General features: G+C 68.7%; 19 protein-coding genes and 1 pseudogene. 10 read left to right on the forward strand and 10 right to left on the reverse strand.

The window, feature by feature from the left end:
• Positions 1–51: 51 nt before the first annotated feature.
• Positions 52–567: an NUDIX hydrolase gene (locus tag ACRCUN_RS25675; RefSeq protein ID WP_462144436.1), complete on the forward strand. Its 516-nt coding sequence runs from the start codon at positions 52–54 to the stop codon at positions 565–567.
• 28 nt (positions 568–595) lie between these two features.
• Here ACRCUN_RS25675 and ACRCUN_RS25680 read toward each other — a convergent pair.
• The 8 genes and pseudogenes from ACRCUN_RS25680 to lysA all read right to left on the reverse strand — a co-directional run.
• A pseudogene (locus tag ACRCUN_RS25680) lies at positions 596–988 on the reverse strand (nuclear transport factor 2 family protein); the annotation flags it as partial.
• Positions 985–1,860 carry an LLM class F420-dependent oxidoreductase gene (locus tag ACRCUN_RS25685; protein WP_462144437.1) on the reverse strand — a complete coding sequence of 292 codons (876 nt, stop codon included), beginning with the start codon at positions 1,858–1,860 and terminating at the stop codon, positions 985–987. The pseudogene ACRCUN_RS25680 and the gene ACRCUN_RS25685, both read right to left, overlap by 4 nt.
• Positions 1,857–3,269 carry a serine/threonine-protein kinase gene (locus ACRCUN_RS25690; protein WP_462144438.1) on the reverse strand — a complete coding sequence of 471 codons (1,413 nt, stop codon included), beginning with the start codon at positions 3,267–3,269 and terminating at the stop codon, positions 1,857–1,859. Before ACRCUN_RS25690 ends, ACRCUN_RS25685 begins: the two co-directional genes overlap by 4 nt.
• A 23-nt stretch (positions 3,270–3,292) precedes the next feature.
• A complete protein-coding gene (locus ACRCUN_RS25695) occupies positions 3,293–4,399 on the reverse strand; it encodes a PDR/VanB family oxidoreductase (RefSeq protein ID WP_462144439.1) in 1,107 nt (368 codons plus the stop codon).
• A 5-nt stretch (positions 4,400–4,404) separates the two neighbouring features.
• Positions 4,405–5,304, reverse strand: coding sequence for a metal-dependent hydrolase (locus tag ACRCUN_RS25700; RefSeq protein WP_462144440.1), 900 nt, complete (start codon positions 5,302–5,304; stop codon positions 4,405–4,407).
• A 140-nt stretch (positions 5,305–5,444) separates the two neighbouring features.
• A complete protein-coding gene (locus ACRCUN_RS25705; RefSeq protein ID WP_462144441.1) occupies positions 5,445–5,855 on the reverse strand; it encodes a hypothetical protein in 411 nt (136 codons plus the stop codon).
• 79 nt (positions 5,856–5,934) lie between these two features.
• Positions 5,935–8,085, reverse strand: coding sequence for a 4-alpha-glucanotransferase (gene malQ / locus ACRCUN_RS25710; protein WP_462144442.1), 2,151 nt, complete (start codon positions 8,083–8,085; stop codon positions 5,935–5,937).
• Positions 8,086–8,118: 33 nt separating this feature from the next.
• Entirely contained in the window at positions 8,119–9,384 is a 1,266-nt protein-coding gene (gene lysA / locus ACRCUN_RS25715; RefSeq protein ID WP_462144443.1) for a diaminopimelate decarboxylase, read from the reverse strand.
• Positions 9,385–9,462: 78 nt separating this feature from the next.
• Here lysA and ACRCUN_RS25720 point away from each other — a divergent pair, with 78 nt between their 5' ends.
• The 3 genes from ACRCUN_RS25720 to ACRCUN_RS25730 are packed head-to-tail and all read left to right on the forward strand — an operon-like array spanning position 9,463 to position 12,235.
• On the forward strand, positions 9,463–10,071 hold the full coding sequence (locus ACRCUN_RS25720; RefSeq protein ID WP_462144444.1) for a TetR/AcrR family transcriptional regulator: 609 nt from the start codon (positions 9,463–9,465) through the stop codon (positions 10,069–10,071).
• Positions 10,068–10,976 carry an SDR family NAD(P)-dependent oxidoreductase gene (locus ACRCUN_RS25725; protein ID WP_462144445.1) on the forward strand — a complete coding sequence of 303 codons (909 nt, stop codon included), beginning with the start codon at positions 10,068–10,070 and terminating at the stop codon, positions 10,974–10,976. Before ACRCUN_RS25720 ends, ACRCUN_RS25725 begins: the two co-directional genes overlap by 4 nt.
• 11 nt (positions 10,977–10,987) lie before the next feature.
• Positions 10,988–12,235 carry an MFS transporter gene (locus ACRCUN_RS25730; protein ID WP_462144446.1) on the forward strand — a complete coding sequence of 416 codons (1,248 nt, stop codon included), beginning with the start codon at positions 10,988–10,990 and terminating at the stop codon, positions 12,233–12,235.
• Here ACRCUN_RS25730 and ACRCUN_RS25735 read toward each other — a convergent pair.
• Together ACRCUN_RS25735 and ACRCUN_RS25740 are read right to left on the reverse strand one after the other, a co-directional pair.
• Positions 12,185–12,508 (reverse strand): DMT family transporter, encoded by a 324-nt coding sequence (locus ACRCUN_RS25735; RefSeq protein WP_462144530.1) that lies wholly within the window; start codon positions 12,506–12,508, stop codon positions 12,185–12,187. The genes ACRCUN_RS25730 and ACRCUN_RS25735 overlap by 51 nt on opposite strands.
• Positions 12,508–12,843: a DMT family transporter gene (locus ACRCUN_RS25740; RefSeq protein ID WP_462144447.1), complete on the reverse strand. Its 336-nt coding sequence runs from the start codon at positions 12,841–12,843 to the stop codon at positions 12,508–12,510. Before ACRCUN_RS25740 ends, ACRCUN_RS25735 begins: the two co-directional genes overlap by 1 nt.
• 154 nt (positions 12,844–12,997) lie before the next feature.
• On the opposite strand from ACRCUN_RS25740, the gene ACRCUN_RS25745 reads away from it, so the two are divergent.
• The 6 genes from ACRCUN_RS25745 (at position 12,998) to ACRCUN_RS25770 (ending at position 19,401) form a co-directional block, all read left to right on the forward strand.
• Positions 12,998–14,554: a carboxylesterase/lipase family protein gene (locus ACRCUN_RS25745; RefSeq protein ID WP_462144448.1), complete on the forward strand. Its 1,557-nt coding sequence runs from the start codon at positions 12,998–13,000 to the stop codon at positions 14,552–14,554.
• A gap of 32 nt (positions 14,555–14,586) precedes the next feature.
• A complete protein-coding gene (locus tag ACRCUN_RS25750) occupies positions 14,587–15,513 on the forward strand; it encodes a sterol desaturase family protein (RefSeq protein ID WP_462144449.1) in 927 nt (308 codons plus the stop codon).
• 29 nt (positions 15,514–15,542) lie between these two features.
• Entirely contained in the window at positions 15,543–16,052 is a 510-nt protein-coding gene (locus ACRCUN_RS25755; RefSeq protein WP_462144450.1) for a cation:proton antiporter regulatory subunit, read from the forward strand.
• Between the two features lie 4 nt (positions 16,053–16,056).
• Positions 16,057–17,202 carry a cation:proton antiporter gene (locus ACRCUN_RS25760; protein WP_462144451.1) on the forward strand — a complete coding sequence of 382 codons (1,146 nt, stop codon included), beginning with the start codon at positions 16,057–16,059 and terminating at the stop codon, positions 17,200–17,202.
• 56 nt (positions 17,203–17,258) lie between these two features.
• Entirely contained in the window at positions 17,259–18,665 is a 1,407-nt protein-coding gene (locus ACRCUN_RS25765; protein WP_462144452.1) for an NAD(P)/FAD-dependent oxidoreductase, read from the forward strand.
• A 109-nt stretch (positions 18,666–18,774) separates the two neighbouring features.
• Positions 18,775–19,401 (forward strand): LysM peptidoglycan-binding domain-containing protein, encoded by a 627-nt coding sequence (locus ACRCUN_RS25770; protein WP_462144453.1) that lies wholly within the window; start codon positions 18,775–18,777, stop codon positions 19,399–19,401.
• The last annotated feature ends 96 nt before the right edge of the window (positions 19,402–19,497 follow it).

The following is a 19,497-nucleotide window of genomic DNA, read 5'->3' on the forward strand; positions in this document are numbered from 1 at the left end:
GCCGCCGGCGTCGCGGCCGCCCCGTCCCCAGTCGCGCGTAACGTGCTCGGAATGGCCAAACTGAGCGCCGGGATACTGCTCTACCGCATTGTCGACGACGTCGTGGAGGTGCTGCTCGCGCATCCGGGCGGGCCGTTCTGGGCCAAAAAGGACGACGGAGCGTGGTCGGTGCCGAAAGGCGAGTACGCCGACGATGAGGATCCGTGGTTGGCCGCCCAGCGTGAGTTCGGGGAAGAACTGGGTGCGCCGCCGCCGGCCGGCCCGCGGCTGGATCTCGTCCCGGTGCGGCAGGCCGGCGGCAAGGTGGTCACGGCCTTCGCGGTACGGGCGGACTTCGATGTGGCCGACGCACACAGCAATACGTTCACGCTGGAATGGCCGAAGGGCTCGGGCAAGGTCAGGGAGTTTCCCGAAATCGACCGCGTTGCCTGGCTTCCGGTGGCCGTGGCCCGGACGAAGTTGTTGGCCGGGCAGCGCCCGCTGCTCGATCAGCTGATGGCCGCGCCGGATCTGGCGCGTTGTCGTGAGGGTGGGGACGCAGACGGCGCAGTGGCCGGGTCTCGATAGCGTTGATGGTCAACGCGCGTCCGTGGATGCGCCAGCCTTTCGGCGTCAACAGGTACTCGTCGTCGTAACGCACATGCCACACCAGGTCGGTCGGATGGTCGGGGCCGAAGCTCCAGTGGTGCGCCACGGCCGTGATACGGCCAAGCGCATATCCGGCCTCGGTGCCCGGCGCGTAGACCTCGCCGACGATCTCGTGCTCGGTGCGCACGACCTCGGTCAGCGCCGACACCGCCGCGCGGACTCCGTCGCGACCATCGCACCGCCGCACCGGATCCAACCGGGCAGGCGGATCGGGCAACCGCAATTCGGCTGTCTCGGTGAACAACTCCGCGACGTCGCCGAAGCGGCGGTCATCGACCGCGGCGGCATACAGGTGCACCAGATCGGCCAGCGCGAGGCGATCCGCTACGGCGAGGGTCATGACTCGAGCCCCAACCGCTGCGCGCACGCCGACAGCGTGTCACAGGCTTCGGCGATATCGGTGAGCGGTGGCATCGCCAGCACCAACCGGTCGGCGCCGAGATCCGCGAGCCGCCCGGCCCGGTCGGCATCGATCTTGGTGACCAGATGTCCCAGCGACAACTCCAGAGCCGATGCGTCGCGGCCAGTTTCGTCGGCCGCGGCCCGCATGACGGCCAGCAGCCCGGACAGTTCGGCACCGGCCACGCCGAGCGGCTGCAACCCGTCGCCCAGCCGGCCGGCCCGGCGCGCCGCCGCACGACTGTGCCCACCGATGTGAATCGGTATGGGCCGAGCCGGTTTCGGGTAGCTCATGGCGTGCGCGAAATCGAAGAACTCGCCGTGGAATTCGGCGCCCGACGGATGGTCTTCCCACAGTGTGCGCAGTACCGCTATCTGCTCGTCGGCGCGGCGGCCGCGGCTCGCGAAAACCGTGCCGCACGCCTCGATCTCCTCCTTGAGCCAGCCGGTGCCGACCGCAAGGCGGAGCCGGCCGCCGCTGAGTGCGTCGACGGTCGCCGCTCGCTTGGCCAGCACGACGGGATGGTGATTGGGCAATACCAGGACCCCGGTCGCGAGACCGAGGCGGCTGGTGTGGCCGGCCAGAAATGCCAGCAGGTCAAGGGGATCGGGCACCGGGCAATCCGCCGCGAGCTCGACCCGGCCGGACGTGTCGTACGGGTAGACGCTGGCGTATTCGGCCATCAGCACGGTGTGTTCGACGACCACGATCGATTCGAAACCGCAGATCTCGGTGTGCCGCGCGAAGGCCGACATCCACACCGGATCGGCGGTGACCCCGGCCGCGACCGGCGCTATCACTGCGTATTTCATGGCAGCCCGTTGCTTCGCCGGATCGACTCGCGGCACTCGCGTCGCGTCATGCCCGTCTGCTGCATGCACACTCGCACCGGCGACTCCTCCGCGAACGGCAGCGGCTCGTCGGTCGGCTCGGTGGTCACGGTCGGGCTCGGGATGTCGCCTTGCGTGAGTGACCAGATCGACGCGCCCGTCGTCTGCAGTGTCGAGCAGTAGGCCGTCGCACCGTCAGCGGTGGAGGCCGTCGCACCGACGGGCGCGCAGGACGCGCCGATCACCGCGGGTGCCTGCGCCGTCGAGGTGGTGGTATCGGTGACCGTGACGGTGTCGGTGGGCGGCGGCGTGGCCACCGGTGGCGGGGGCGAGTTCGGCGGTGTGGTGGTGCTCGTGTGCGTTGTGGTTGTGGGCAGTTGCGGACTGGCCGCCTGCCGCTCATCGGCGCGCCGGAACTCCACCGCCGCAACGACAATCGCGGCGATCAACAGAACCGCGAGCACCGTGGGCACCAGCACCGCGGGCCGCAGAAGTGACCGTGAGCCGGTCGGCCCCGCGATCGGGGACGGCCGGGTGGCATCCGGGCCGGCATCGTCGAGTTGGTGTCGCAGCGCTCTGGCGAAATCGGCGCAGCGCGCGAAGCGATCCTTGGGATCTTTGGCAAGCGCTTTGGCGAGCACCGGGTCGAGCGCCGCGAGTTCGGGCCGGTGCGCGGCCAGTGCCGGGGGAGACGACGACAAATGCTGGCTGATCACGACAGCGGGGTTGGAATGCTCGAACGGGGGACGCCCCGCGAGCAATTGAAATGCGGTGGCCGCCAGCGCGTACTGGTCGGCCCGGCCGTCGAGATGGCTGCCCAGCAACTGCTCGGGCGCGGCATAGGCCACCGTCCCGACCGTCATGTTGGTGGCCGTCAGTCCGCTGACCTCACTGGCATAGCGGGCGATGCCGAAGTCCGCCAACATGATTCGCTGCCCGTCGGTCTCGGGGTGAGCGAGCAGGATGTTCGCCGGTTTGACGTCGCGATGCAGTAGGTCGCGCTGGTGGGCGTAATCGAGCGCATCGGCGATCGCCGAGACGATCTCGCACACTTGATGTTTGGGCATACCGCCGGGATGGCGCTCGCGCAGCAACCGGCCGGCATCGGTGCCGTCGACGTAGTCCATCGCAATCCAGAGCTTGCCCTGGTATTCGCCGCGGTCGTGGATCTCGACGATGTGTGGATGCCAGAGCGAGGCGGCGATGTCGGCTTCGCGGTTGAAGCGGTCCCGGTACTCGGTATCCGCCGAGATCGATGAAGGCAGAATCTTGAGCGCGTCCTGCCGGGGGAGGCGAGGGTGCTGGGCGAGGTAGACCTCGCCCATGCCGCCGGAGCCCAGCGGTCGCACGATCGTATAGCCGGCGAACGTCGCACCAGCGGCCAACGGCATGCGCGGAATAGTACCGCCGGCGCTCAGAGATCGAGGGTCAGTCGACGGCCTTCGTCGGCTCGCGACACACAGGTCAGCAGATAGCCGGCGGCCCGTTCGGGATCGGTCAGCAGCGTGTCGCGATGCTGCACCTCACCGTCGAGCACGCGAACCCGGCACGTGCCGCAGAACCCCTGCTGACACGAATACGGTGCAGGCACACCGGCGCGGCCCAACGCGGCGAGCAACGTCTCGTCGGCGCCGACCTCGACGGTGGCGCCCGTCGACGCGATCGACACCGAGAACTCGGCGCCGTCGACGACCGGCGGCGCGGCGAACCGTTCGAAATGCAGTTCCACGTCGTCGCGGCCGGTGAGCTCGGTGCGGATGGCGGTCAGCATCGGGGCAGGCCCGCAGGCGTACACCGTGGTTCCGTCGGGGCAGGCGCCCAGCAGATCGGTTGCCGACGGCAAGCCGTCGACATCGTCGGTGCGGATCTCGACCCGGTCGCCGTACCGCGCCACCTCGTCGAGGAACGGCAGGCTGTCGCGATTGCGCCCGACGTAGGTCATCGACCAGTCGATGCCCAGCCGCTGCGCGAGTCCCAGCATGGGCAGGATCGGCGTGATGCCGATGCCGCCCGCGATGAACCGGAACCGCTGGGTGGGCGAGCCGTAGCCGGGGACGGTGAGCGGGAACGCGTTACGCGGGCCGTGCGTGGTGAGGCGCGTTCCAACGCGCAGGGTGTCGTGGACTTCGATCGAGCCACCGCCCCCGCCGGGGATGCGGCGTACCGCGATGCGGTAGGTGTCAGCGACCTCGGGATCGCCACAGAGTGAGTACTGCCGGACACGCCCGCTCGCGAGGTGCAGATCGATGTGCGCGCCCGGATACCAACGCGGCAGCGCGTGACCGTCGGCCGCGGCGAAGGTCAACGCGATGACGTCCTGATCGTGAGCCACCACCTCACGGCCAACCACGCACAGCTCGATGACGCGGTTCAACTCCGGCGGCGGGGCCGGCTTGCGGATCCGGCGGGTCAGACCCCACATCGTGGCGATCGCGACCTCGGCCATCCCCAGCATCGGGTCGTGGCGGAACCGGCCTGACGCGCTCGGTGGCAGGTCGCGATAGCGGGAAAGAATCGGCATGGCCGTCACAGGTGCGCGGCCCTGGCCGCGGGCGAGCTGGCCAGGTAAGCGACCGCCTGTGCCGTCGAACCCATCTCGTCCGGTGTGAACGACGGACGGCAGTACATCAGCGTGTTCGAGCCGAACATCCTGGAGAACTTCGGCAACAGGCCCAATTTCGAATCCCGCATGCGCATCCGGTTCATGCGCCACCAGCCGACGTCCACCGACGGGTCGCGCTTGAGCAGCTCCCAAGTGCCGCGCTGGAAGAACATATAGACCGCGGTCGCGGCGATCGACATCGCCCGCACCCGGCTGAAATAACTGTCCTGGAAGTACACCGCGACGTCGTGCGCCACACTGCGATGCTCGACCTCTTCGGCGCCGTGCCAGCGGAACAGGTCAGTCAGGGTCGGATCGGCGCCGTAGTCCTCCCATGTGCAGTTGAGCACGAAGTCGCCGAGCACCGCGGTGTAGTGCTCGATCGCGGCGATCAGCCACAGCCGGTCACACAGATCGTTGAGGCGACGCTGCGGGTCGGTGGCCGTCGTCGGCGCGAGCATCTTCTTGAACACGTGCTCGACCATGGCGAGGATCGGCTCGTACTCCACGCCGTGCGTGGTGAGGAATTCCTCCAGCACCTTGTCGTGGGTCTCGGCATGCGTGGCCTCCTGCCCGATGAACCCGCGCATGTCGTCGGCGAGTTTGGGATCCCGCACGTACGGCAGTGCCTCGTTGAACGTTGCGACGAACCAGTGCTCGGCGGCCGGAAGCACCACATTGAACAGGTTGACCATGGTCGACGCGACGGGATGGCCGGGGATCCAGTGCAGCGGGATACCGCTGAGATCGAAGTGGACCTTGCGTGCCTGGATCTGCACCGGGCCCGGGTCGATTTCCTTGTCGAACCGCAACGGACGCAGCATCGAGAGCCTCCCTGGGATGAGTGGTCTCATGCAGTGTACGGATTATGTGGGAACGCGGGTACCGGGTGGGTGGCGTGTGCCGCGAAACAACGAGCCCGCGATCCGGCGGGATCGCGGGCTCGGAGAACGAGATTTGCCGGTCAGGCCGGCGGCGGGGTCCCCGCACCGGGCGCGCCTGCGATCGGCACCACCGGCGTCGGCGTCACCGTCGTCACGCCGTTGCCGCCGACCCTTGGGCCACCGGACACCGCGTTGTCCGCCGCCTGCTCGGCCGCCTCGGCGCTGCAGTCCAGCATCAGGATCATCTTGCCGCTCGAGTTGACCTTCTGAGAGTCGACGAGGCACTCGGCCTGCGGCAGGGCGCTGCCGAACGAACCGCCGAAGGTCGCCTTGACGCCCTGGCTCTTCAGGATCGCCAGCGCCTTCATATAAGGCTCGCCGACGACGTTGATGGAGGCGGCAGTGGGCTCCGAGGTCGCCGTCCCCGCGGCGAACAGGGCGATCGAGCCGGCAGCGACCAGTCCGCCGCCGAGCACAACAAGCTTCTTCACGTGATCTCCGTCAGTCAGGGTGCGGTGCGAACATATCGCAGCGGTGACGAATGTGAAACCGGAGAACAATGCCGGTGTGTTACACGTTCCAGGTAGACGGCTGCGCCCTGCCCGCGACGACGTCTGCCATGACCTCGCTGAGCGCGTTCGCCCTCGCGTCGTCGAACACGTCCTCGAGCAGGATTCGGCGGCCGTCCGGGCCGCTCAGCGGCACACGCCAATTCGGATACTCGTCGGTGGTGCCCGGCTGATTCTGCGTGCGAAGGTCACCGACCGCGTCGGCCAGCGACAGTGCGAGCAGCTTCGACGGCGTACCGCCCAGATACCGGTGCAGTGCCGTCACGATCTCGTCGGTGTCGGGATCGGGGCCGAGCAGGCCGACTCGGCGCAACTCGTCGAACCACGCGGCCTGGGCCGCCCGATCCTCTTCGAGTTCCTGATCGGCAGGCCGCGTGAGCAGCCCCAGTTCCTCGCGCAATCGCACGTGCTCGCCGGCCAGATAGCCGGCCGTCGGCGGCAGGTCGTGGGTGGTGACCGACGACAGGCAGTACTCGCGCCAGCGCTCGGCAGGTAGCGGCCCGCCGGAGTCGTCGGATTCGAACCACAGGATCGAGGTGCCGAACAGACCCCGCTCGCGCAGGTAGTCGCGGACCCACGGTTCGACCGTGCCGAGGTCTTCGCCGACAACGACGGCGCCTGCGCGGTGTGCCTCCAGGGCGATGATGCCGATCATCGCGTCATGGTCGTAGCGGACATAGGTGCCGTCGGTCGGGGCGGCGCCCTTCGGGATCCACCACAGCCGGAACATGCCGATGATGTGGTCGATGCGCACCCCGCCGGCGTGCCGCAACGCCATGTTCACCAACGCGCGAAACGGTTCGTAGGCCGCCGCGACGAGCTTGTCCGGCCGCCACGGCGGTTGCGACCAATCCTGGCCGAGCTGGTTGAACTCGTCGGGCGGCGCGCCCGCGGTGACGCCGAGCGCCAGCACATCCTGCAACGCCCAGGCGTCGGCGCCGTTGGGGTCGACGCCGACCGCGAGATCGCCCATGATCCCGAGCGCCATCCCGGCCTGCTGTGCGGTCGCCTGCGCTACGGTCAGCTGATCGTCGAGCTGCCACTGCAGCCACCGGTGGAAATCCACGGCCTCCGGATTGGCCGCGGCGAATGCCGCGACATCGGGGCTGCGCGGATGCTGCAATTCATGCGGCCAGGCGTGCCAGTCGTTGCCGTACTGTTCGGCGATGGCACACCAGATCGCGAAGTCTTCGAGGCTGCTGCCCTCCCTGGCCTGGTACGCCCGGTAGGCGAGTTCGCGGCCTGCCGACCGCGGGACGCGGTACACCTGTTGCAGCGCAACCCGTTTTGCTTTCCAGGCGCCGTCGCGGTCGATGACGTCACGGCGGGCGGCGCGTTCGCTCACCCCCGAGCGGAGCTTGCGGATTCGACCCCGGCCGCGCACGGCGGAGTATTCCGGTATGGCTTCGACCCGCAAATACAGCGGGTTGACGAAGCGACGCGTGGTCGGCAGGTACGGCGACGGTTCCATCGGCGCGGTGGGGGCCGCCGCGTGCAGGGGATTTACGAGGACGAAACCCGCGCCGTGCGCGGCGGCCGACCACACCGCGAGATCGGTCAGATCAGTGAGATCGCCGGTTCCCCAAGAGTTCTCGGAGCACACGCTGTAGAGCTGAACTGCCAGCCCCCAGGTTCGCCGTTCCCCGAGCCGGGTGGGCAGCGTCAGGACGGCGGGGGAGACAACGACCGGCGTCTCGGTGTGGAAGTCGCCGACCCGCAACCGCAGGCGGTGATACCCGAGCGGCAGATCGGCGGGAAGTTCGAACGTGGCCTCGCCGATCCAGCGGTCATCGAGTTGATAGGGCGCCCGGTTGTTCTCCAGCTGGCGCAGTGTCGCGCGCTCGGTCCCGTCCTCGAGCGCGAGCGTGATGTCGACGGCGTCGCCGTGCGTGACATGCACCCAGAAACTCGACGGTGCGCCGGCCCGGCCGAGCACGATCGGTGGAAGCGACCGCTGCCAGTATTCGCGGTCAAGGGCGGCAAGGGCCTCGGCGCGGCCTTGTTCGGTGCTCGCCGGCAGGCCCAGCGCGTCGAGGACCGCCACCAAGGTGGACTCCGGCACTGCGATGCGCCGACCGGTCCAGTCTTCGTACTCCGTTGCGACGCCGTAGCGATGGGCCAACTCCAGCAGAGCCGGGGGCAGTGCAGTCATGACCCCAATCTTGGGGCCCGCAGCGCGATCGCGTCAGTCGACATCGCGGACCAGCAGGTCGTCCCACGTGTCACGTCGCACGACGAGGCGCGCGGCACCGTCGCGCGTGAACACCACCGGGACCCTGCGGGCGCCGTTGTACTGGTTGGACATCGTGTAGCAGTACGCGCCGGTGACCGGCACGGCGAGCAGATCCCCGACGACCGGATCGCGCAGTGCGACGCCGTCGACCAGTTGGTCGCCGGACTCGCAGTGTCTGCCGACGACGCTGACCGTCTCGCCGCCGCCCACGCGGTCCACGATGGTCGCCTCGAACCGCTGCCCGGTCAGCGACACCTCCAGGTTGTCGCCCATGCCGCCGTCGACGGCAACGTGCGTGACGACCCCGCGTTTGACAGTCGTGACGCGGTAGAGCGTGCACGCGCTGGCCGCGACCATGCTGCGGCCGGGCTCCACGATGATCCGGCTGCCGCTCGGCAGCAGCGCCATGGCTTGCCCGATCATGGCGTCGGCGTACTCCTCGAGGCTGGGCGGATGCTCGTCGTAGGTGTAGCGGGCCCCGAGCCCGCCACCGAGGTCGTAGACCTCGAACGTGCCGAGGCGTGCGATCGGCTCCACGGCCGCCGCGAGTTGGTCGACGTCGAGCAGTTGCGAGCCGACATGCGTGTGTACGCCGCCCATCCGCAGCCGCGGACTGGATTCGATGCGGGCGATCGCCGCCCGCGCGTCATTTGGTGACAGGCCGAACTTCGACGCGGCGTGGCCGGTGGCCTGCGAGGCGTGCGTGGCGGCCTCGACACCGGGAATGACGCGCACCAGGCAGGCCTGCATGCGGCCCGCGCCGACGATGCGCTCCAGGCGGTCGATGTCGTCGAAGTTGTCGACCACCACGAGCCCCGCGCCGTGCCCGACGGCGAGCTCGAGTTCCTCATCGGTTTTGGCATTGCCGTGCAACACCAGCCGGGCGGGGTCCACGCCCGCCTTGAGCGCAGTCACGATCTCCCCGCCGCCCGCGACGTCGAGGTGCAAGCCCTCCTCGACCATCACCCGTTGAACGGCCGTGCACGGGAACGACTTCGACGCGAACGCCACGTCGCTGCGCGGCCACCGGCTGCGGAACGAGGCGAGGTAGTCGCCGGCCCGCCTGCGCAACGCGTCCTCGTTCACCACGATCGCCGGCGTGCCGAACTGTTCGGCGATCGCGTCCAGACGGCAGCCGCCGACCATCAGGGTGCCGTCCGCATCGGGTCGCGTACCGGGTGGAAAGAGCCCGATCAGATCAGCGGCGGCGGTGGTCACCAGCTCAGCGTGCCATTCCCGGCGCCATCCTGACGATCCTGCTAGCCTGTCTGTAACGATCCCTACAGAGGACGGGGCATGGGTGCACCGCTGACCAGAAGGCAGCAACAGGGCGTCAGTTCACGCGAACAGATCCTCGACGCCACCGAACGGTTGATGGCCACCCGCGGTTACGCCGCTACGTCGATCAGCGACATCCGCAAGGCATGCGGGCTTCCCGCCAGCTCGATCTACTGGCACTTCGGCTCGAAGGACGGTGTGCTGGCCGCTGTCATGGAACGCGGCGCCGACCGCTTCTTCGCGGCCATCCCCGCCGACGGCTCCATCGACGAACAGCTGAGTGTCCTGGCCGCGTTGCAGTCCGACCATCCCGAGTTCCTGCGATTTCTCTATCTGCTCGCCCTCGAACGCAGCGACGATCCGGTGGTGACCGAGGTGGTGCGCCGCGTGCGCGACACCGCGATCAGCCGGTTCGCCGGCGCCGTGCGACGGTTGCTGCCGACCGGCATCGCGCCCGATCGCGCCGAGCGGCTGACCGCCGAACTCACGGCCTTCGCGGTGGCCCAATCCGACGGCGTGTTCTTCGCCAGACACCTCGAGCCCGACGACATCGACGTCACGCGCATGTACCGCAGGCTGTGGCAGGCCGTCACCGCCCTCGTCCCCTTACTCCTGGAGGAACAGTGACCGACCGAACCGTGGTGATTACCGGCGCCAACGCCGGGCTTGGCTTCGAATGTGCCCGCGCGCTACTGGAATCCGATCCGTCCTGGCACGTCGTGCTGGCTGTACGGGACACCGGCCGCGGCGCCGACGCGGCTTCCCGCCTCGGTCACCCCGGCCGCACCACCGTCAGCGCACTCGACCTCGCGGCCCTGCGGTCGGTGCGCGACTTCGCCGGCCGGCTGCCGCACCTCGAGGTGCCGCCGCTGCATGCGTTGGTGTGCAACGCCGGGCTGCAGGTTGTTTCCGGCGCGCAGACGACGGCCGAAGGCTACGAGATGACGTTCGGCGTCAACCATCTGGGCCATTTCGCGCTCATCTCCCAGGCGCTGGACCAGTTGGTCAAGCCCGCCCGCATCGTGGTCGTCAGCAGCGGCACGCACGATCCCGACAAGTTCACCGGGATGCCATCGCCGCGCTACGCGACAGCCGACGAACTGATCTACCCGCCCGCGGGCGGCCTGACGGCCGAAGAAGGCCGGCGCCGCTACACCACCTCCAAACTGTGCAACATGCTGTTCGCCTACGAACTCGATCGACGGCTCGGGCACGGCCGCGACGGCGTGACGGTCAATGCGTTCGACCCCGGCCTGATGCCCGGCTCGGGTCTGGCGCGCGACTACTCGCCCGCGCAGCGGCTGGCCTGGCGGGCCCTGATGCCCGCGCTGCGGGTGCTGCCCGGCGTCAACAGCACGCGGCGGTCCGGGGCCAACCTCGCCAAGCTCGTCGCCGACCCGGCCCTCGACGGGGTGACCGGCGCCTACTTCGCCGGCACCCGCCAGATCCGGTCGTCACGGGAGTCCTACGACGAAGCCAAGGCGATCGACCTCTGGCAGCTCAGCGACCGGCTCGTGTCGGCCGTGCGCTGACCGGCGGTAGTGTGGCCGCAGTGCCACTCAGACCGGCCCTAGGACAGCGCGAATCCGCCGACCTGCGGCGGGCCCGCATCGCGGTCGCGGCGCTGTTTCTCACCAACGGGGCGATTTTCGCGAACCTGCTGCCGCGCTACCCGGAGATCAAGACCGATCTGGGCCTGAGCAACGCGGTGTACGGGGCAGCGGTCGCGGCATTCTCGGGCGGGGCGCTGGTCGCCGGACTGACTGCGGGCGTACTCATCCGGCGGTTCCGCAGTTCACGCGTCGCGGTGATCGGCACGATCGCGCTCGGGACGTTCGTGGTGGCAGCGGGCCTGGCGTCATCGCCGGTGACGTTCGCGGCCGCCCTCTTCTTGGCCGGGGCCTGCGACTCGGTCGTCGACGTCGCGCAGAACGCGCACGGGCTGCGGCTGCAACGCGACTACGGCCGGTCCATCATCAACTCGCTGCACGCGGTGTGGGCGGTCGGCGCGATCATCGGCGGGCTCACCGGGGCGGGCACCATCGCGCTCGGTGTGCCGCGCGGCACACACCTCGCGGTCATCGCCGTGTTGTTCAGCGTGGTGGTGCTGGTCGCCTACCGGTATCTGTTGCCCGGGCCCGACCACGACGATCATCCGGCCGCCCTGGCACCCGCGGGCACGAGGGCGGGCCCACGGGTCTACCTGATCCTGCTCGCACTGGTGTTGATCGCGATCGCAGGCGCAACGGTCGAGGACGCCGGAAGTTCGTGGGCCACGCTGTATCTGCGCGACACCCTGCACGCGCCCCCGGCCGTCGCGGTGTTCGGCTACATCGCACTCGTCGGGTTCATGTTCGTGGGCCGGCTCATCGGTGACCGGATGGTCGACCGGTTCGGCGAGGCCGCCGTGGTCCGGGTCGGTGGTTTGATCACCGCCGCCGGGATGGGCGCCGCGCTGGCCTTCCCGAACATCGCCGGGACGATCGCCGGGTTCGCGGCCGCCGGGCTCGGGGTTGCGACGTTGATCCCGGCGGCCATGCACGCCGCCGACCAGTTGCCCGGTATGCGGCCGGGCACGGGGCTGACCGCCGTGACGTGGTTGATGCGAATCGGGTTCTTCGGGGCACCGCTGCTGGTCGGCATGATCGCCGACGCGGCAGGCCTGCGCGCCGGCCTGCTTGTCGTGCCGGTCGTCGGGGTGTTGGTGATGCTGTTGGCCGGTGTGTTGAGACGCGCTCCGTCAGTGCGTGGCGCCCGCGACCTCGATCGTGAACACACCCGACACGATTAGCGCGATACCGAGCATCATCACCGGCGTGAGCGGGTCTTTGAACAAGAACTTCGCGATCAGCGCGACGAGGGCGACGCCGCAGGCCGTCCAGATTCCATAGGCGATACCGACCGGAACTCCGAGCGACAGAGCCACCCATAACAGGTAGAACGACGTCGCATAGCCGGCGACCACCGGAACCGCCCACGCCTTGCGCCGCAGACCTTCCGACGCGCGCAACGACAACGTCGCGAACACCTCGACGAGGATCGCGCCGGCCAGTGCGAGCCACATCATGACTCGGCCCCGCGGGGGTGCGACCCGAGTTCGACGAGCAGCACACCCGCGATGATCAGGCCGATACCCGCCACGATGGGCCACGTGAACGGATCGCCGAACAACACCGCTGCCAGCACCGCGGTCGTCGCGGTGCCCATCGCACCCCAGATGCCATAGGCGACCCCGACCGCCATGCCGGCGCGCAACACCAGGGTCAACAACACGAAGGACGACAGGTAACCGGCAACCACGAGTACCAGCCAGGCGGCGTGGTCCTGGGACGCGCGCAGCGAGAGCGTGGCAGTGACTTCGGTGCCGATGGCCGCGCCCAGCAACGCCCACTTCCGCACGGCACCAAGGCTAGGCGACCGGTGCGGTGGTGATCACGGCGGCTGACGGGACGGTTCCGGCGCGCGCCGCCGAGGTTCGTCACCACCGAGAATGTTCGTCCTGCGTACCGTGGGGGAGTTCGCTGCGCACAAGTCACCGGCACGGAGGAGATGCATGACCGACCCGATGCGCACCCTCGTCGTCGAGACGGAGTACGGCCCGGTTCGCGGCACCGACGACGGAACAGCCAAGGCATGGTTGGGAGTTCGCTATGCGCGGGCCCCGCTCGGCGAATTGCGGTGGCGTGCTCCCGAGCCGCCCGCGCGGTGGCGCGAGACCGCTGACGCCACGAGGGTCGGCCCGGTGTGCCCGCAGCCCACCGATCCGAGGATCCCGCTCGACCTCGGCGGTCAGCAGGGCGAGGACAGCCTCGTGCTCAATGTCTGGGCGCCCTCGGACAGTGCGCCCGGGGACCGGAAGCCGGTCATGGTGTGGGCGCACGGCGGCGCGTACGTGCTCGGCTCGGCCAACCAACCGCTGTATCGCGGCCGGGTGCTGGCCTCAGAAGGCGATGTCGTCGTCGTCACCGTCAACTATCGGCTGGGCGCATTCGGGTTCCTCGATCTCTCCGAGTTCAGCAGTGCCGGCGGCATGCGTTTCGACACCAACGTCGGCCTGCGCGACGTGCTCTGTGCGCTGCGGTGGGTCCGCGACAACATCGCCGCGTTCGGTGGCGATCCCGGCCGCGTCACGCTGTTCGGGGAATCCGCGGGCGCCGGAATCGTCACGACCCTGTTGGCCAGCCCGGAGGCCGACGGGCTGTTCACGGCGGCGATCGCGCAGAGTTCCCCGGCGACGTCGATCTACGATGCCACCCGCTCGCGCAAGGTTGCCCGGCAATTGCTCGACCGGCTCAACATCGTGCCCGGCGACGCAGGCCAACTCGCACACGCCCCGCTGTCCGCGATCCTCACCGCATCCCAGGGCATCTTCAACGACGTTCCGGCACAATCACCGGGCACGCTGGCATTCGCCCCGGTGGTCGACGGTGACCTCGTGCCGGACTATCCGGTGAAGCTGGCCCGGGAGGGCCGCACGCATGCGGTGCCGTTGATCATCGGCACCAACAAACACGAAGCGGCGCTGTTCCGCTGGATGAAGTCACCGCTGATGCCGATCACGCCGGAGGCCATCAGGACGATGTTCGAGGGGATCGCGTCCGAGCAGCCGGGCCTGCAGCTGCCGACCGAAGCGCAGATCACCTCGGCATACGCGGGGCTGCGCACGAAAGCGATCGGGATGGGCGTCGCGCGCGACATCGGCTTCCGGATGCCGTCGTTGTGGTTCGCCGAAGGACACAGCGCCGTGGCGCCGGTGTATCTCTACCGGTTCGATTTCTCGACCCCGATGTTGCGACTGCTGCGCCTCGGCGCTGCCCACGCGACGGAGCTGCCCTATGTGTGGGGCAACCTCGTGGCCGGGCCGAAGGATCCGACGTTCAAGCTCGGTGGCCTCAAGCACGGCCGCGCGGTATCGCAGCGAATGCGCAGGCGCTGGGTAAACTTCGCGGCGAAAGCCGAGCCCGCCGGTGCACCGGGCGAACCGGTGTGGCGGCCGTACCGCCGAGACGACCGGGCCGCCCTGGTGATCGACAAGCAGGACAAGACCGTCGCCGAGCTCGACCGCGATCTGCACGCGGCGTGGGGTGACGAGGTGCTCAACTTCCGGTGACGTGAGGCCTGGCGGTTAGGCTGTCGTCACCGATGGACGCCATACGGTCCGTGCTGGACCTCCTACCACCGCCGATGCGGGATCCGGTGCTGTTCGCCATCCCGTTCTTCCTTGTGCTGTTGACGGTCGAGTGGACCGCCGCCTGCAAACTCGAATCGATCGATTCGAGCGGTCGCGCCCCGGCGGGCGCTTTTCCGGCCCGCGACGCCTGGGCGAGCATCTCGATGGGTCTCGTGTCGATCGCCACCACAGCGGGATGGAAGCTGTTGGCGCTGTTCGGCTATGCCGCGCTCTATGCGTACGTGGCCCCGTGGCAACTGCCCGCCGGCCAGTGGTACACGTGGGTCATCGCGATCGTCGGCGTGGACTTGCTGTTCTACGTCTATCACCGGGTGGCGCACCGGGTGCGGTTGATCTGGGCGACACATCAGGCCCATCACTCGAGTGAGTACTTCAACTTCGCCACCGCGCTGCGGCAGAAGTGGAACAACAGTGGTGAGATCATCGCGTGGATCCCGCTTCCGCTGCTGGGCATCCCGCCGTGGGTGGTGTTCGCGAGCTTCTCGGTGAACCTCGTCTATCAGTTCTGGGTCCACACCGAGCGGATCGACAAGCTCTGGCGCCCAATCGAATTCGTCTTCAACACGCCGTCGCACCACCGCGTGCACCATGGCCGCGACCAGCAGTACCTCGACCGCAACTACGGCGGCATCCTCATCATCTGGGACCGGTTGTTCGGCACGTTCCAGCCCGAGGTGTTCCGGCCGCACTACGGGCTCACCAAGCCGGTCGGCACGTTCAACATCTGGAAGCTGCAGACCCACGAATACGTGGCAATCGCGCGCGACGTCCGTCGCGCCGGCCGGTTGTCCGACCGCGTCGGCTACGTGTTCGGCCCGCCGGGCTGGCAACCCGCCGCGAGACGTGTGGCCGACGGATCTGCGCGGGTAAGCACCTGACCGGGCTGTCGACGCAGCAGTATTGACGCATGGACGTCAAAGAGGTACTGCTGCCGGGTGTCGGCCTGAGGTTCGAGTTCGAGAACCGCGACGGCGACCGGATCGGGGTCGTCGCCCTGCGGAGCGGCGACTTCGAGGTCGTGGTGTACCCGCACGAAGATCCCGACCAGGCTCAGCAGGTGTTCCGGTTGTCCGGCGAGGAGGCCGAGGCGCTCGCGCAGATCCTCGGCGCGCCGCGGATCGCAGAACGGTTCGCCGACCTCACGCGGGAAGTGCCGGGTCTCAGTGCCGGTCAGGTCACGATCCGGCCGGGCAGTCCCTTCGCCGACCACCCGCTCGGTGATACGAGAGCCCGCACCCGCACGGGTGCGTCGATCGTGGCGATCGTGCGCGACGAGGAGGTCCTCGCGTCACCCGGTCCCGCCGACCTGTTGCGCGCCGGCGACGTCCTCGTGGTGATCGGGACCGATTCCGGCATCGCCGGTGTCGAGCAGATCGTCGCCCGCGGGGACGTGCCCGGCTCGCCGGCCCAGGGCTGACTCGGTGGCTGTATCGGCTGCGCTTCTGCTGGAGCTCGGCATCATCCTCGCGGTGCTCACCGTGCTCGGCACGGCCGCGCGCCGGTTCGCGCTATCGCCCATCCCGCTGTATCTCGTGGCCGGCCTGGCCCTCGGCGAAGGCGGCATCGCACCGGTGCCTGCCGCGGGCGAGTTCGTCAGCACCGGCGCCTCGATCGGCGTGGTCCTGCTGCTACTGACGTTGGGGCTGGAATTCTCCATCGGCGAGTTCGCCACGAGCCTGCGCAGGCATCTGCCGTCGGCGTGGGTTGACCTGGTGCTCAACGCTATTCCCGGCGCGGTCGCGGGCTGGCTGCTCGGGCTGTCCGGTGTCGGGATCCTGGCCCTGGCCGGCGTCACCTACATCTCGTCGTCGGGCGTGATCGCCCGGCTGCTCGGGGATCTGCGCAGGCTCGGCAACCGAGAAACGCCTGCGGTGCTGTCGATCCTGGTGCTGGAGGACTTCGCGATGGCGGCATACCTGCCGCTGCTCGCGGTGCTGGCCGCGGGCGGCACGCTGCTGCATGCGCTGCTCGGCATGACCATCGCGATCACGGCGCTGGTTATCGCCTTCGTGGTGTCCTACCGGTGGGGTCAACACGTCACCCGGTTCGTCGCGCATCCGGACAACGAGCAACTCCTGCTGCGGGTCCTGGGGCTCACGTTGATCGTCGCGGCGCTCGCCGAGTTCATCCACGCGTCGGCCGCGGTCGGCGCGTTCCTGGTCGGTTTGACGCTGACCGGCGATTCCGCCCAGCGGGCCCGAACGGTGCTCAGTCCGCTGCGGGACCTGTTCGCGGCGATCTTCTTCGTGGCCATCGGAATTTCGGTGGATCCAGGGGATCTCGTGCCGATGCTGCCCGCCGCGTTGGCGCTCGCGGTGGTCACCGCGTTCACCAAGGTGCTCACCGGCCGGTTCGCCGCCCGGCGTGATGGGGTCGCCAGGCCCGGTCAGCTGCGCGCCGGTACCGCGCTGATCGCGCGCGGCGAGTTCTCGCTCGTCATCATCGGCCTCGTCGGGTCCACCTACGAGCAGCTCGAGGCGATCGCGACGCCGTACGTGTTCATCCTGGCGATCGTGGGACCGGTTCTGACGCGCTACGTGGGTACCAGACCCGCGGTCCGGGGCTGACGGACGCCCGGTCGAATGCCCGCCGCGAACACGAACCACCCCGTAATGTCCGCAGCGTGCGCACCGTGTTCGATGCCGAAGTCGACGCCGCACTCGTCGACCGGGCTCTGGCCGCCAGCAGCCTCGGGTCGGTCTGGCTCGACATGCCAAGGCCGCGCCATCCCGCGCTGACCCATTCGGCGAGTTGCGATCTGGCGGTGATCGGCGCGGGCTACACCGGGCTGTGGACCGCGCTGCACGCCGCCGAACGCCATCCTGACTGGCGGATCGTGCTCATCGACGGCAACCGGATCGGCTGGGCGGCGTCCGGCCGCAACGGCGGATTCGTCGACGCGAGCCTCACCCACGGCGAGAACAACGGAAAGGCCCGCTGGCCCAACGAGATCGAGAAGATCGACGCCATGGGCCGAGACAACCTCGACGGGATGCAGGCCGACATCGCCCGGCTCGGCCTTGACGCGGAGTGGCAACGCACCGGGATGTTGACCGTGGCCACCGAACGCCACCAGATCGACTGGCTCGCACAGGCGGCCGCCGCGGGCGAGGGTGTGCTGCTGGACCGGGAGGCGGTCCGGGCCCACGTCGATTCGCCGACGTACCTGGCCGGGCTGTTCGAGCCGGACACCTGCGCACTCGTGCATCCGGCCAAGCTGGCGATCGAACTCGCCCGAGCATGCACGGACGCGGGGGTGCACATCCACGAGCACACGAGTGCGCGCACGATCAACTCCGGGGGAGCGGTGCTGCGCATCGAGACGCCGGAGGCCGTCATCACCGCCCGCCAGGCGGTGCTCGCCACCAATGTGTTTCCCAGCTTGTTGCGGCGCAACAGGTTTCACACCGTACCGGTCTACGACTATGTGCTGGCCACCGAACCGCTCACCGATGCCCAGCTGGCCAGGATCGGTTGGCGGGGCCGCGAGGGCGTCGGCGACTGCGCCAACCAGTTCCACTACTACCGGCTCACGACGGACAACCGAATCGTGTGGGGCGGCTATGACGCCGTCTACCATTTCGGCCGCAGGATCAAGGCCTCCTACGAGGATCGGCCAAAGACTTACCGCAAACTCGCGGCGCATTTCTTCGTGACCTTCCCACAACTCGACGACGTGACCTTCACCCATCGCTGGGCCGGCGCGATCGACACCAACACGCGCTTCTGTGCGCACTGGGGGCTGGCGCGCAACGGACGCATCGCCTATGCCAACGGGTTCACCGGTTTGGGCGTCGCCGCGGCCCGGTTCGCCGCCGATGTGTGCCTCGACCTGCTCGACGGCACCCCGACCGAGCGCACCGAGCTGGAGATGGTCCGCAAACGGCCGCTGCCGTTTCCGCCGGAACCTTTGGCCGCCATGGGAATACAGGCCACCCGCTGGTCGCTCGACCGAGCCGACCACGCCGCGGGCAAGCGCAACCTGCTACTGCGCGCTCTCGACGCGCTCGGACTGGGATTCGATTCGTAATCCAAAAGTTCGTTCAGCGTTTGAATTCAGCCGAGCAGAACGGCACACAAGCAAAGCCACGATCAGTAGGCTCGGCTGAGTAGGTTGAACGTCAAGAAAGGGGAGCTGCGTGGGAGACACACTTACCGAAGGACAGAAGCTGGAAAAAGGGGGGTCGCTCACTTCCAACAACGGTGCCTACACGCTCACGTTGCAGGACGACGGCAACCTCGTGCTCTACGCACGCGATCAAGCGGTCTGGTCGACGGAGACCAACGGCCAGGACGTAGTCCGCGCCGAGGTACAGACCGACGGCAACTTCGTGCTGTACACGGCGGACAAGCCGGTGTGGCACACCGACACCAAGGGCAAGAAGGACGTCAAGCTGGTTCTGCAGGACGACCGCAATCTGGTGTTGTACGCCAAGGACGGGCCGGCCTGGTCGTCGAAGACCGACACCACCGAGCCGCCACCGCCGCCCCCGGCCGCTGCCGAGCCCGAGGTGGCTCCCGCCGCGGTCGAGGAACCCGCACCTGCGCCCGAGCCCGCGCCCGAGCCTGCTGCTGCGCCGGCCGCACCGCCGCCGCCTCCGCCGCCACCGGCGCCGCGCACCTACACCGTGGTCTCCGGCGACACGCTGTGGGCGATCGCGGAGCGGTTCTACGGCGATGGCAGCAAGTACCAGCAGATCGCCAATGCCAGCGGAATCTCCAACCCTGACCTCATTCATCCCGGACAGGTTCTGACGATTCCCTGACCTGCATCAAAGCGACGGCCCGGACCTCAGCGGTCCGGGCCGTCCTCGCTTTATCCGAAGGGCCGCCGGTGAACTGGCGCGCAACGGGCCATCGCG

This window comes from Mycobacterium venezuelense (assembly GCF_054919535.1).

Bases quoted from the DNA above. Each gene is read 5' to 3' on its own strand.
- ACRCUN_RS25720 (WP_462144444.1), top strand. From the start codon at position 9,463: ATGGGTGCACCGCTGACCAGAAGGCAGCAACAGGGCGTCAGTTCACGC.
- ACRCUN_RS25755 (WP_462144450.1), top strand. From the start codon at position 15,543: ATGGACGTCAAAGAGGTACTGCTGCCGGGTGTCGGCCTGAGGTTCGAG.
- ACRCUN_RS25685 (WP_462144437.1), bottom strand. From the start codon at position 1,860: ATGAAATACGCAGTGATAGCGCCGGTCGCGGCCGGGGTCACCGCCGAT.
- ACRCUN_RS25675 (WP_462144436.1), top strand. From the start codon at position 52: ATGGCCAAACTGAGCGCCGGGATACTGCTCTACCGCATTGTCGACGAC.
- ACRCUN_RS25735 (WP_462144530.1), bottom strand. From the start codon at position 12,508: ATGTGGCTCGCACTGGCCGGCGCGATCCTCGTCGAGGTGTTCGCGACG.
- ACRCUN_RS25695 (WP_462144439.1), bottom strand. From the start codon at position 4,399: ATGCCGATTCTTTCCCGCTATCGCGACCTGCCACCGAGCGCGTCAGGC.
- ACRCUN_RS25750 (WP_462144449.1), top strand. From the start codon at position 14,587: ATGGACGCCATACGGTCCGTGCTGGACCTCCTACCACCGCCGATGCGG.
- malQ (WP_462144442.1), bottom strand. From the start codon at position 8,085: ATGACTGCACTGCCCCCGGCTCTGCTGGAGTTGGCCCATCGCTACGGC.
- ACRCUN_RS25745 (WP_462144448.1), top strand. From the start codon at position 12,998: ATGACCGACCCGATGCGCACCCTCGTCGTCGAGACGGAGTACGGCCCG.
- ACRCUN_RS25690 (WP_462144438.1), bottom strand. From the start codon at position 3,269: ATGCCGTTGGCCGCTGGTGCGACGTTCGCCGGCTATACGATCGTGCGA.
- ACRCUN_RS25700 (WP_462144440.1), bottom strand. From the start codon at position 5,304: ATGCTGCGTCCGTTGCGGTTCGACAAGGAAATCGACCCGGGCCCGGTG.